The following is a 12,875-nucleotide window of genomic DNA, read 5'->3' as shown; positions in this document are numbered from 1 at the left end:
GGTCAGACCCGGCGGGTCTGACCCCGGAAGTTAATGCTTCTGCTCGCCAATCAATGACAAGTTGTCATGCTCAGCCTGGTTCAGCTTGTGCTTGCGCATGATGGCGTACATGGTGCCGGCAACGAACAGGCCGAACAGGGTGATGATGATGTTGAGCGGCAGGTGCAGACGGATCATGATCGAATACACGGCCAGCATGGTGAGAATCGACAGGTTCTCGTTGAAGTTCTGCACGGCGATGGAATGGCCTGCACTCATCAGCACGTGGCCGCGGTGTTGCAGCAGGGCATTCATGGGAACGACAAAGAAGCCGGACAGGGCGCCGATCAGGATCAGCAGCGGGTAGGCGATCCATACGGAATGTACTTGCGTCATCATCATGACGATCACGCCCATGGCGATACCGAGCGGAATGACGGTCAGCGATTTGCGCAGCGGAATGAAGCGTGCCGACAGCACGGCGCCGGCGGCCACGCCGATGGCGACCACGCCGACCAGGCTGGTCGCCTTATCGAACGGCATGTTCAGCGACTGCTTGGCCCATTCCAGCACGATCAGCTGCAAGGTGGCGCCGGCGCCCCAGAACAGGGTCGTCACGGCCAGGGTGATCTGGCCCAGCTTGTCTTTCCACAGGATGGAATAGCAATTGGCAAAATCGGTAATCAGTTTGATAGGATTGCGTTCCTGGTGCGGATACACGCAGCCCGTGTCGGGAATCTTCAGGTTGGCCAGGGTCGCCAGCGCATAGATGCCCACCACGACGCACAAGGCCGCTTCCGTCTTGCTGGTGATGCCCGTGTCGACCAGCGGAATGTCGATCGACAGCAGCATGTCGGACACGTGGCCGCTGACGAGCGCGCCGCCCATGACGGTGCCGAGGATGATGGAAGTGACGGTCAAGCCTTCGATCCAGCCATTCGCCGCCACGAGCTTTTCCGGCGGCAGCAGTTCCGTCAGGATGCCGTACTTGGCGGGCGAGTACACGGCCGCGCCGAAACCGACGACGGCGTAGGCCAGCAGCGGGTGCACGTGGAAGAAGACGAGGGCGCAGCCGAAGATCTTGACCATGTTGGCGATGAACATGACCTTACCTTTCGGCAGAGCATCCGCGAAGGCGCCGACAAAAGCGGCCAACAGCACGTAAAACAGCACGAACGACAATTTGAGCAGCGGCGTGATCCACGCCGGGGATTTCATGGACACCAATAAATCGACGGCGACAAAAAAGAGGGCGTTATCTGCCAGCGAGGAAAAGAACTGCGCCGCCATGATGGTATAAAAACCACGATTCATTCTGGATTGCCTGAAATCATATCTGGCTTGCTTTATACCACGAAAAAACGGCAAACCCCAAGTTTGGCAGGGGCTGCTTTGCATAGTCTTGCCTAAGCGAAGCTTAATTTTTCTGCCGTAGAAAAATACACATATATGTGAGCATTTTATACATGGTGTCCTGGGCGCCGGTCTCGGGCGCGCTGCGGACCTGCTTGCGGCTCCCGCTTGCGGCCCATCCGGTAAAATACGGCTTTCCCACCTGCCGTGAACGACGCATATGCCCAGGCCCCTCTTCGCCACCATCCATCTCGATGCCATGCAACACAATCTGGCGCGCGCCCGTGCCGGCGCCCGCGGCGCCAAAGTGTGGGCCGTCGTCAAGGCGAATGCCTATGGCCACGGCCTGGAACGGGCCATGCGGGGCTTTGCCGACGCCGATGGCCTGGCGCTGGTCGAGGTCGATTACGCCGTGCGTTTGCGCGAACTGGGCTGGACCAAACCCATCCTGCTGCTGGAAGGGTTTTTCGACGCCAGCGATTTGCCGGTCATGGCGCAGCACAATCTGAACGGCAGCGTGCATTGCGAAGAACAGATCGCCATGCTGGAAGCGGCCCGCCTGCCGCACGCCATCGACGTGCACCTTAAAATGAATACGGGCATGAACCGCCTGGGTTTCACGCCGGCTGCCGTGGCGGGTGCGTATGCGCGCCTGCGCGCCATGCCGCATATCGGCACGATCACCCTGATGACGCATTTCGCCAATGCGGACGAGGCGGGTCCCACGCGCTTGCCGTTGGAACAGCAGATGCTGCGTTTTGAAGCGGGCGCCTCCAGCATCGGTACGCCGCTGCCGCGCAGCCTGTGCAATTCGGCCGGCGTGCTGATGCACCATCTCGACAGCGACTGGGTGCGCCCCGGCATCATGCTGTATGGCGGCACACCCAGCGGCGCCCCGGGCGGTACGTCCGCGCAGGCGTTCGGCTTGCTGCCCACGATGACCTTGCGCAGCAGCATTATCGGCATCCAGGACATCGCCGCCGGCGACGTGGTCGGCTACGGCAGCCGCTACCAAGCGGCCGGCAACGTCAAGGTGGGCGTGGTGGCCTGCGGCTACGCGGACGGCTACCCGCGCCACGCCCCCGAAGGCACGCCCGTGCTGGTCGACGGCGTGCGCACGGGGCTGATCGGCCGGGTGTCGATGGACATGCTGATGGTCGACCTGACCCACGTGCCGGGCGCCAAGGTCGGCAGCAGCGTCACCTTGTGGGGGCAGGGCATGCCGATCGACGAGGTGGCGCTGGCCGCCGGCACCATCGGCTACGAGCTGATGTGCGCACTGGCGCCGCGCGTACCGGTGATCGAAGCGTAGGTGACGCGGAAGCGCGGTTTGTATATACTGTATATATAACCAGTTATTTCATTTTACCCGGGCAAAGTACACCATGGCAAAAGTCAAGACCATCTACACCTGCAGCGATTGCGGCGCCATCAGCAACAAATGGATGGGGCAATGCACCTCGTGCAACCAGTGGAATACCATGGTGGAAACCCTGCCCGAGACGGGCGGCAACAACCGCTATTCGAATCCGCAGCACATGTCGCTGGCGCAGACGGCGCCCGTGTTGTCGCTCGACGATATCGACGCCATCGACGTGCCCCGCTTCGGCACGGGCATCGAGGAATTCGACCGCGTGCTCGGTGGCGGCATGGTGGCGGGCGGCGTCGTGCTGATCGGCGGCGACCCCGGCATCGGCAAGTCGACCCTGCTGCTGCAGGCGCTGGCGAACATGTCGCACCACAAGCGCGTGCTGTACGTCAGCGGCGAAGAATCGGGCGCGCAGATCGCCCTGCGCGCCAAGCGCCTCGTCATCGACGCCAAGGAACTCAAATTGCAGGCGGAGATCCAGCTGGAAAAGATTCTTTCGACCTTGAACGACCTGAAGCCGGAAGTGGTGGTCATCGACTCGATCCAGACCGTGTATTCGGACGCCCTCAGCTCGGCGCCCGGTTCCGTGGCGCAAGTGCGCGAATGCGCGGCGCAGCTGACGCGGGCGGCCAAGCAGACGGGCGTGACGATCATTCTGGTCGGCCACGTGACGAAAGAGGGGGCGCTGGCCGGCCCGCGCGTGCTCGAGCATATCGTCGACACGGTGCTGTATTTCGAGGGCGACGCCCATTCCAGTTTCCGCCTCGTGCGCGCCATCAAGAACCGTTTCGGCGCCGTCAATGAGCTGGGGGTGTTCGCCATGACGGAAAAGGGCTTGAAAGGGGTGTCGAACCCGTCCGCGCTGTTCCTGTCGCAGCACGACAACCAGGTGCCTGGCTCGTGCGTGATGGTGACGCAGGAAGGCACGCGCCCCCTGCTGGTGGAAATCCAGGCCCTCGTCGATACGAGTCACTTGCCGAATGCGCGCCGGCTGTCCGTCGGCCTGGAGCAGAACCGCCTGGCCATGCTGCTGGCCGTGGCGCATCGCCATGCGGGCATCGCCGCCTTCGACCAGGACGTCTTCATCAACGCCGTCGGCGGCGTCAAAATCACGGAACCGGCGGCCGACCTGGCCGTATTGCTGGCGATTAACTCGTCAATGCGCAACAAGCCCCTGCCGCGGGGGCTCGTGGTGTTTGGCGAAGTGGGACTGGCCGGCGAAATCCGCCCCGCGCCGCGGGGCCAGGAACGCCTGCGCGAAGCGGCCAAGCTGGGCTTTACCCTGGCCGTGGTGCCCAAGTCCAACCTGCCGAAGCAAGTCATCGAAGGCCTCAAGGTCATCGGCGTCGAGCGCATTGACGAAGCGTTCAATAAATTGCGCGACCTGGAGTAAGAGTTGGTATGGTTTAAATGCCAAGCTTGAGGTAAGTCAAACAAAGTTTCCGTTTGGAACTATAATATTTGTCCGATGAATTCGCGTAGCGAGTTCGCGTCGACAATGAATTGATAGAGAAGCGGAATATAGTGTTAGTTGAGCAAAGGCAGGGCGCACGCAAGATATTGCGTGCCAAGGCAATGTTGGTGATGGACGGCGCGGACCCCGTGGCGGCGCGCACCCTTGACGTGGGGCCGGGCGGCATGACGGCCGTCATCGCGGAACCGCTGCCGACAGGCAAGCAGGGCAAGGTGCTGTTCGAGCTGTTTTACGATGGCGCGGCGCACATCATTGAGGCGCGCGTGTCCGTCTCGCACTGCATTTTCAGCAGTGCAGGTTTCAAGGTGGGACTCACTTTCCCGCAGCTGGACATGGCTGTCAGCAGCGCCATTTCGAGATTCATGCGCTGAAACAAGACAAGATCGGCTGCAAATGAAATGCGCTAAAATGGTGCATATGGGTTTGCAGTCAGGAAAAACCTGTTCTGTTCGCTGTTTTGATATTCCGGTAATACTGCATAATTATCAACCAGAAGAGGGACCTTGCCGCGCCACGCGCGCCTGCCGTCCGTTTCCAGCGCAGCACGGTCAAGACCTGAACCGTGTGCCATGACCATACACCCGACGGGAATGCCTACCATGTTTAATTCGACCATCAACAGCAGGGCTTACACCAACAACACGCAGCAGACGACGCAGGGCAATATCTCGGCCGATGTGTATGCGAAGGTGGAGCGCCAGATGCAGTCGCAGAACACGGGCGTCGTCAAGCTCAACGCCAGCCTGGCGCGCGACCAGGCCAAATTCTCGGGCCTGGGCCAGCTGCAATCGGCGCTGGCAAAATTCCAGACCGTGGCCAAGAGCATGGCCGGCAGCGGCCTGGCCACGTCGGCCACGTCGAGCGCCAAGGATGTGCTGAGCGCCACCACCACCGACAAGGCCGTCAGCGGCAGCCATGAGCTGAACGTCAAGCAACTCGCGCAGGGACAGACCCTGCTCAGCGGCGCGCAGAAATCGTCGAGCGCGGCCATCGGCACGGGGGCGCCCGCGCTGGTCAAAATCGAAGTGGGCACGGCCGACGGCAAGCAATTTACGCCCGGCAGCGGCAAGGTCATTTCGCTGACGATAGACAGCAGCAACAATAGCCTTGACGGTATTGCCGCCGCGCTCAAGCAGCAGGGCGTCGATGCCAGCGTGGTGAAGGGCGCCGATGGCTATTCGCTGGCCATCAATGGCAAGAGCGGCGCCGACAGCAGCATGCGCATCAGCGTGTCCGGCGACGCTGCCGTCAGCAACCTGCTCAGCTATGCACCCGGCGCCGGCAAGGGCCTGCAGCAGACGGCCGCCGCGCAGGATGCGCTGCTCACCGTCGACGGCAAGGAGATCAAGAGCGCCACGAATACCTTGACGACGGCGGTCGAGGGCGCCACCATCGAATTGAAGAAAAAGGGCACGACCGATCTCGTCATCGCCAAGGACAGCAGCCAGATCGCGACCAATGTGGCCAGCTTCGTCACGGCCTACAATGAACTCAACAGCAAGCTGCAAAGCCTGCAGCAGGGCGACTTGAAATCCGATACCGCCCTGGGTCAGGTGCGTTCGCAGATGGAGCAAGTGCTGCGCACGGCCAGCACGGGCGTGCCCGCCTCCATCCTCAGCAGTGCTGGCGTGACCTTGGGCAAAAGCGGAGAACTGGTGCTCGACGATAAAAAACTCAAGGCCGCCATCGCGGCCGATCCGGATGCCGTCAGCAAGTTATTTACGAATAACGGCAAGGGCGTGGCCGACCAGTTTTCCAGCAAGATCGGCGAGCTGACAGGCGAAACGAGCATCATCCGCAAGGAAGTGCAGACGGTCGGCAAGGACATCACCACGCTGACCAACAAGAAAGCCGTGCTGGCCAAGGCGCTGACGGCCCAGGCGCAGGCGCTGATCAAAGCCTATTCGGCCCAGGAACAGATGGGAACGAACTCGGCCTTGCCGGGCTATACGGGCAAGAATTCGCTCTTCGACTTCATGGCCTGAGGGCGCACCGCTAAAGCGCCGATGGCGGTGTTGCACCGCCATGCCTTGAGCACGATATCGACGCGCTAGCTATATTCGTTCGCCCTGCGCAAAGAAGGCCGATGGCGAACTGCCGAAGGTTTTCTTGAACATGGCGGAAAAGGCCGACTGGCTGGCGTAGCCCAGTTCTTCGGCCACCTGCGACAGCGGCACGCCGCGCGCGATCAGGGGCGCAGCGTGCGCCAGGCGCACCTGCTGGCGCCACTGGCCAAAACTCATGCCCAATTCGCGTTCGAACAGCCGCGCCAGAGTGCGTTCCGAGGCGCCGACCAGCTGCGCCCAGTGTTCCAGGGTCTGATTCAAACCCGGTTTCTCGATCAGGCTGTCGCACAGGGTCTTCAGGCGCTTGTCGCTGGGCAAGGGGACGCGGATGGGGCGCGTGGCCGAGCGTTTCAATTCATCGATGATCAGTTCGGCCAGCAGCGCTTCGCGCGTCGGTTCCTGGCCCGGGTCCAGCTGTTCCAGTGCCATGATCAGCTGGCGCAGCAGGTTCGACACTTCCAGCACCTTGCAATCCTGGCCCGCGAACGGCGCGCGTGCGGCGTGGATGCACAGGGGGCGCAAGCGGGTTTTTTCCAGTATCGTGACGGCATGCTCCACGTTGGGCGCGATCCAGATGGCGCGCATGGGCGGCAGCACCCAGCTGCTGTTGTTGGCAGTGATGCGCAGCACGCCTTCGAGCGCCATCGTGACCTGGCCCCAGGGGTGGGTATGCGGTAACAAGAATTCATCGGGTTGCAGGTCGCGCGCGATCATCGTCACGGGGATGGTCGCGCTGGGCGCTTCCCGCGGCGGACACATGCGGGTATGGTGGAGGATAGGTACACCCATCAGCTTGGCCTTAATTCGATAAATTATGTCATCCTGTCGGAAAACAGACGATGATATTTTGCATACACTTGAGCTTCACCAGTATAAGACAGGGTATGACATGATAACAACTAACTCAGCATCCGAACTTCCAACCTTGCGCAGCGATGCGCGCGTCATCGCCCTGGTGGGGCTGGCGCATGGCGTGTCGCACTTCTACCATCTGATCCTCGCGGCCCTGTTCGTCTGGCTGAAACCCGCATTCGACCTGTCGTATGCGGAGCTGGGCCTGCTGATGACGGTGTTTTTCATCATCTCGGGCGTGGGGCAGGCGCTGGCCGGCTTTGTCGTCGATCGCTTCGGCGCCCGCGCCGTGCTGTTTTCCGGCGTCTTTCTGCTGGGCGTGTCGGCGCTGGCCCTGTCCACCGCGCACAGCTATGCGGCGCTGATGCTGGGCGCCATGCTGGCCGGCATGGGTAACAGCGTGTTCCATCCGGCCGACTATACCATCCTCAACCAGCGCGTTTCGGCGGCCCGCGTGGCCTACGGTTTTTCCGTGCATGGCATCAGCGGCAACATCGGCTGGGCCCTGGCACCGCTGTTCATGACGTATGTCGCCACCCATTATGACTGGCGAATCGCGCTGCAATGCGCGGCCGTGCTGCCGTTCGGCGTGCTGCTGATCCTGTTCCTGAACCGTCATGCCATCCGCCCCGAGCCTGTCAAGAAGGCCGCAGCGGGTCAGCCGGCTGGCGGCGAAGGCACCCTGGATTTCCTGCGCCTGCCCGCCGTGTGGATGTGCTTTGCCTTCTTCTTCATTACCGCCATCGCCCTGGGCGGCATCCAGAGCTTTGCCAGCGTGGCCCTCGTCAAGCTGTACGGCATGAGCCTGGCGTTGGCCACCAGCGCCTACACGGCCTATATGCTGGCCTCGGCCGTGGGCATGCTGGCCGGCGGCGTGGTGGGCGCGCGCAGCAAGCAGCCGGACCGCAACGTGGCGATCGCCTTTTCCGCCGCCGCGCTGCTGGCCGTGCTGCTGTCCATGGCCGTCGTGCCGGCCTGGGGCGCGGTGGTGCTGATGGGCGCCATCGGCTTGACCTCGGGCGTGGCGGGGCCGTCGCGCGACCTGATGATACGCGCGGCGGCGCCGAAGAATGCCACCGGGCGCGTGTATGGCGTCGTGTATTCGGGCCTCGACAGCGGCCTGGCCGTCGGTCCGCTGTTCTTTGGCGCGCTGATGGATGGCGACCATCCGGCTCTGTTGTTCGTGTTCATCGGCCTGTTCCAGGCGCTGGCGATTGCCACGGCCGTGGGAGTGGGCGGCAAAACACGTGCCGCCGCGCTGCAAAAAGCATAGAATCGTTGCCATCTGCTACGAAAGGAATCCCCATGACCTTTGCTACCACCGACCTGTGCGACGACTATGCGGCCATGCTCGACGACGGCACTCTGGCCGTGCTGCCGCCCGTGTACCGCGCTTTCGGCCAGCGCGTGCGTTTCAGCGGGCCCGCCACCACCTTGCAAGTGTTCGAGGACAACGCCCTCGTGCGCAGCACGCTGGAAACGCCGGGCCAGGGCCACGTGCTGGTCATCGATGGCGGCGGCAGCCTGCGCCGCGCGCTGGTGGGTGGTCAACTGGGCGTGCTGGCCGAAAGCAATGGCTGGGCCGGCATCGTTGTCGATGGCTGCATTCGCGACAGCGAGGAAATCAATGTCTGCCAGATCGGCGTGCGCGCCCTGGCAACGCATCCGCGCAAGAGCAACAAGACGGGCGCCGGCCAGCGCGACGTGCGTGTGCAGCTCAGCGGCGTGGCCGTGCATCCGGGCGACTGGATCTATGCCGATGCGGACGGCATCCTGGTAGCGCGGCAGGAACTCGATTGACGGCGCAGCGCGCCTGAAAGCGTTGCAAATTATCTACATTCAATATATTTCTGTAAAGTTCTTTGATTTTCATCAAGGCTGAGATATGATTTCACTTAAGGAAACTTTAATATTAATAAGGCAAGGAAATCAGATCATGAAAATCGCCACCATCGCAGCAGTTGTCGCCCTGTTTGCCGCAGGTACCGCCAGCGCCAGTCCCGTCAACCTGATTACGAACGGCAATTTTGACACGGTCGCTTCCGGCTACACCTTCGACAGCGGTTTTAAAGTCGTCAACAGCGGTTCTTCGGCCATCACGGGCTGGACCGTGGGCGCCAGCTCCGTCGACCTGATCCGCAATGCGTATAACGCCATCGATGGCTACAGCATCGATATGCTGGGCACGCCTGGTCCTGGTTTCCTGTCGCAAAATTTCAATGTCGTTGCCGGCCAGACTTACAATCTGAGCTTTGACATGGCGCGCAATTCCGGCGGCCCCGCAGGCCAGGGCGTGAGCGTCAATTTCGGTGGCGCGGCCGGTAATTTCTACTCGACCGCTGCCGCATCCAACACCTTGTACAGCAACACCCTGAGCTTCACTGCCGCTTCCACCGGCCTGGCGACCCTGTCGTTTGCCAGTGCCGCCAAGGCCGGCACGTCATTCGACAATTATTCGGGCGCCGTCATCGACAACGTGTCCGTGATGGCCGCCGTGCCGGAACCGGAAACCTACGCCATGCTGCTGGCCGGCCTGGGCCTGATGGGTTTCCTGCGCCGCCGCAAGGCTGCCAAGTAAGCCGGGGTTGCCCGACATCAAACCGCCTGCTGCCATGCACAGGCGGTTTTTTTACGTCAGGGGTCTTGCGCGCTGCCTGCGCCCAGCAGGAACAGCCACGGCAGCAGTTCAGGGATTCGCATCGGCATCGCCGCGCAACGGGCACGCCGCCGCTGCCGCCCCCATACGCCGCACCAGTTCGCCGCGCAACTGCGTCAGTCCATCGATGCGCGCATCGATTTCACCGAGCTTGCGCGCCAGCGCCGCGCGCAGCTGGTCAGCCGTGGCGGGATCGCCGGCGGCCGCCAGCAGCGGCATGTCGGCCTCGATTTCCGCCAGGGTAAAGCCCAGCTGCTGCGCTGTGCGCAGGTAGCGCAGCCAGTCGGCCGCCTCGGGCGGGTAGTCGCGGTAGCCGTTCGCGCCGCGCCGCGCGCGCAGCAAGCCCCGTTTTTCATAGAAGCGCAGGGTATCGCGGCTCAAGCCCGTCGCCTGCGCCATTTCGCCGATCTGCATGGTTCTTTTCTTTCATAAAATGCTTGACCATGGAGTGTACTCCAGCCTCGATCATGGGCGCTTTCCACTGACAGGAGTTCCCATGTTGTCCGTTTCCGCCTTCCGCCGCGTGGTGCGCGCCAGCGCCATTTATGATGTGCTCATGACGGCCCCGTTTCTCACGCCGTGGACATTTTTGCTGCTGCGCGAGCACTTGAACGTCCTCAATGTGGGCCTGGGCGGCGCGCCGCTGCCTCTCTTCGAGCCCTTGCATCTGCTGATCAGCAGCTTGTTTGGCAGCGTGGTGATGGTCTGGTCCGTGCTGCGCATGCTTGACCCGCAGCCGCGCTTGGGCCGCTACGACGCGGCGGCGCGCTACCTGTTTTCCATCTGGATGGCGTGGGCCTTGCTGGAGACGGGCCAGCCTTTGTTGTGGCTGTTCCTCGTGCCGGAACTGGCCTGGGGCCTCGCGCAAAGCCTGCCTCTGCGCGCTCCCGCAGCCGGGCGGGAAGGGCGCGCGCACGAATCGCTGTTGAGATGAATATAACGAAATGCAATAATGGCCGTGCTTTACAGCAATAAACGACTATTAAAGGAATGACTATGCAGCAGGATGCCGCAGGAAAAAACATGGCGTTGCTCGATCCGGTGGTGGCGCCGCGCATCGCGTTAACGCGCCTGGTGACGGGCCTGCTGCAAGGCTTGCTGCTGTACTGGCTGTACAGCACGGCGCAGGACAAGGTGTGGCCCGCCACGGAAGCCTACCTGCTGGGGCCGCTGATGCTGATCAGCTTGCTGCTGCCCATCCTGCTGGTGTCCAGTCTGGGCCATATGTCGGTGAAGCGCATCGCCCTGTGGATGGCGGGCGCGGCTGTCGTGCTGGCCGTGCTGGCCTGGCACGATGTGGCGCGCGGCGCTGAACATGTGATCTGGGGTAATTACAAGCCGGGCGCGCCCCTGCGCGTCATTTCCGCCCAGCTGTTCGGTTTTTGCGTCGTCGGCTTGTATATCGCCCATGCGCTGGTGCTGGCCAGCGCCCAGGATGGCCAGCGCATCGCCCGCTATCCGACCTACTTTGAAATCGCCTGGAAGCTGGGCATCCAGCTGCTGTTCTCCCTGCTGTTCGTGCTGGGTCTGTGGCTGGTGCTGTGGCTGGGTGGGCAGCTGTTTCTGCTGATCAAGCTCAGTTTCCTGAAAAAGCTGCTGGGCCAGGCCTGGTTCGTGATTCCCGTCATCTGCTTCGCGTTCTCGTTCGCCATCCACATCACGGACGTGCGCCCATCCATCGTGCGCGGCATCCGCACCTTGCTGCTGGTGCTGCTGTCGTGGCTGGTGCCGATTGCCGCCGTGCTCGTCTCCGGCTTCCTGCTGACCTTGCCATTCATCGGCTTCGAGCGCCTGTGGGCCACGCGCCATGCGGCGTCCGTGTTGCTGGGCATGGCCGGCGTGCTGGTGGTGCTGATCAATGCCGCCTTCCAGAATGGCGAAGTGGGCCATGGCGTGGCGCGCGGCATCCGCCTCGGTACGCGCCTGGCATGTTTGCTGCTGCCGTGGGTGGTGGGCATCGCCATCTATGCGCTGACCCTGCGCGTGATGTCGCATGGCTGGACGTCTGACCGCTTGATCGCCGCCGCCTGCCTGCTGATCGCCACCTGCTACGCCGCCGGCTATGCCTGGGCGGCCAGCAAGTACGGCGACTGGCTGCACCTGATCGCCAACGTCAACGTGGCGACCGCCTTTGTTACCCTGCTGGTGTTGTTCGCCCTGTTCTCGCCGCTGGCCGACCCGGCGCGCATTTCCGTGGCCAGCCAGATGGCGCGCCTGGAAAGCGGCAAGGTTGGCGTGGACAAGTTCGATTTCGAGTACCTGCGCTTCCAGGGCGCCCGCTACGGCCAGGCGGCCTTGCAGGAACTCAAGACGCGCACGACGGGCCCGGACGCCGCCATCGTGCGGGCGCGCGCCGAGGCCATGCTCAAGCGCCAGAACCGTCTCGACGAGACGGGCGCGCTGAGCGACGTGTCGATCAACCTGACCCTGCGCCCGGCCACGGCCAAGCTGCCGCAGAGTTTCCTGCGCCAGGACTGGACGCAAGTGAGCCCGGCCTGGCGCTTGCCCGCCTGTTTGAAGCGGGCAGGGCCCCAGTGCGACGCCTACCTGCTCGATTTCGATGGCGACGGCAAGCAGGAAGTATTGCTTATCAGCAATGACCCGCGCGCCTCATCCGTCTTGCTGGCCGAGAAGGACGACGGCAGCTGGACCGCGCGCGGGCAAATCCCCACCGACGCCCTGCGCTGCAAGCCCCTGCGCGAAAAACTGCAGGCGGGCGAGTTCCAGCTGGTGCCGCCGAAAGTGCGCGAGCTGGAAGTCGACGGCCAGCGCGTACCGATGACCTTGTATACGCCAGAGGACGAGGTCAGCTGCCCGGAGGAGACGGCGACGACGCCGTAAAGGGCGGGCAGAGGGCTGGAAGCACCGGATAAAACCACTTGCTTGTCATGAAAGCAATGACTTCGTGGGCTGAGCGATTCCGGTCGTCTGCTATCGGCCTATTGTGTTGAAAAACACGGGTACGTTGATGTTTAGATAGAAATCCTGTCAACATCGACTGGCCAGAACCGCCGCTATTGAACGATCACCGACTACATGGAGGTCTGATACATCCCGAAATGGTTGCCGTTCGAATTTTTCAACACAATAGGCTAGAAGCGGCCAGTCAAGAAGTGGATTTCAATG

At 62.4% G+C, this 12,875-nt stretch carries 12 protein-coding genes; 9 read left to right on the top strand and 3 right to left on the bottom strand.

Features of this window, described 5'->3' with window-relative positions:
* Positions 1–30: 30 nt before the first annotated feature.
* Positions 31–1,293 carry a lysophospholipid transporter LplT gene (gene lplT / locus AC1Q6X_RS00605; protein WP_070288699.1) on the bottom strand — a complete coding sequence of 421 codons (1,263 nt, stop codon included), beginning with the start codon at positions 1,291–1,293 and terminating at the stop codon, positions 31–33.
* Between the two features lie 259 nt (positions 1,294–1,552).
* On the opposite strand from lplT, the gene alr reads away from it, so the two are divergent.
* The 4 genes from alr to fliD all read left to right on the top strand — a co-directional run bounded on the left by alr (position 1,553) and on the right by fliD (position 6,160).
* The gene (gene alr, locus AC1Q6X_RS00600) at positions 1,553–2,644 is read left to right on the top strand and encodes an alanine racemase (protein WP_492494477.1); all 1,092 of its coding nucleotides are present in this window, start codon (positions 1,553–1,555) and stop codon (positions 2,642–2,644) included.
* Between the two features lie 73 nt (positions 2,645–2,717).
* Positions 2,718–4,094 carry a DNA repair protein RadA gene (gene radA / locus AC1Q6X_RS00595; RefSeq protein ID WP_046683923.1) on the top strand — a complete coding sequence of 459 codons (1,377 nt, stop codon included), beginning with the start codon at positions 2,718–2,720 and terminating at the stop codon, positions 4,092–4,094.
* A gap of 131 nt (positions 4,095–4,225) precedes the next feature.
* Entirely contained in the window at positions 4,226–4,546 is a 321-nt protein-coding gene (locus AC1Q6X_RS00590) for a PilZ domain-containing protein (protein WP_071650264.1), read from the top strand.
* A gap of 228 nt (positions 4,547–4,774) precedes the next feature.
* Positions 4,775–6,160 (top strand): flagellar filament capping protein FliD, encoded by a 1,386-nt coding sequence (gene fliD / locus AC1Q6X_RS00585; protein WP_492494474.1) that lies wholly within the window; start codon positions 4,775–4,777, stop codon positions 6,158–6,160.
* Between the two features lie 69 nt (positions 6,161–6,229).
* Here fliD and AC1Q6X_RS00580 read toward each other — a convergent pair whose 3' ends face one another.
* Positions 6,230–7,030 (bottom strand): AraC family transcriptional regulator, encoded by an 801-nt coding sequence (locus tag AC1Q6X_RS00580; protein WP_492494472.1) that lies wholly within the window; start codon positions 7,028–7,030, stop codon positions 6,230–6,232.
* A 100-nt stretch (positions 7,031–7,130) separates the two neighbouring features.
* On the opposite strand from AC1Q6X_RS00580, the gene AC1Q6X_RS00575 reads away from it, so the two are divergent.
* From AC1Q6X_RS00575 to AC1Q6X_RS00565, 3 genes are all read left to right on the top strand, one after another.
* Positions 7,131–8,366, top strand: a complete 1,236-nt coding sequence (locus AC1Q6X_RS00575; protein WP_070311415.1) for an MFS transporter — start codon at positions 7,131–7,133, stop codon at positions 8,364–8,366.
* 32 nt (positions 8,367–8,398) lie between these two features.
* Entirely contained in the window at positions 8,399–8,893 is a 495-nt protein-coding gene (gene rraA / locus AC1Q6X_RS00570) for a ribonuclease E activity regulator RraA (RefSeq protein ID WP_070223974.1), read from the top strand.
* Positions 8,894–9,029: 136 nt separating this feature from the next.
* Positions 9,030–9,671, top strand: a complete 642-nt coding sequence (locus tag AC1Q6X_RS00565) for a choice-of-anchor C family PEP-CTERM protein (protein WP_070311416.1) — start codon at positions 9,030–9,032, stop codon at positions 9,669–9,671.
* A 108-nt stretch (positions 9,672–9,779) separates the two neighbouring features.
* Here the strand turns inward: AC1Q6X_RS00565 and AC1Q6X_RS00560 are convergent, their stop codons facing one another.
* Positions 9,780–10,163 carry a MerR family transcriptional regulator gene (locus tag AC1Q6X_RS00560; RefSeq protein WP_436495958.1) on the bottom strand — a complete coding sequence of 128 codons (384 nt, stop codon included), beginning with the start codon at positions 10,161–10,163 and terminating at the stop codon, positions 9,780–9,782.
* An 82-nt stretch (positions 10,164–10,245) separates the two neighbouring features.
* Here AC1Q6X_RS00560 and AC1Q6X_RS00555 point away from each other — a divergent pair, with 82 nt between their 5' ends.
* Both AC1Q6X_RS00555 and AC1Q6X_RS00550 read left to right on the top strand, forming a co-directional pair.
* Positions 10,246–10,683, top strand: a complete 438-nt coding sequence (locus AC1Q6X_RS00555; RefSeq protein WP_492494469.1) for a hypothetical protein — start codon at positions 10,246–10,248, stop codon at positions 10,681–10,683.
* An 89-nt stretch (positions 10,684–10,772) separates the two neighbouring features.
* The gene (locus AC1Q6X_RS00550) at positions 10,773–12,590 is read left to right on the top strand and encodes a DUF4153 domain-containing protein (RefSeq protein ID WP_492494467.1); all 1,818 of its coding nucleotides are present in this window, start codon (positions 10,773–10,775) and stop codon (positions 12,588–12,590) included.
* Positions 12,591–12,875: the final 285 nt, after the last annotated feature.

It is taken from the genome of Janthinobacterium sp. GW823-FHT06H09, from assembly GCF_058794735.1.
Note: the sequence above shows the minus strand (reverse complement) of the source record. Positions and strands in the feature narration are given on the sequence as shown.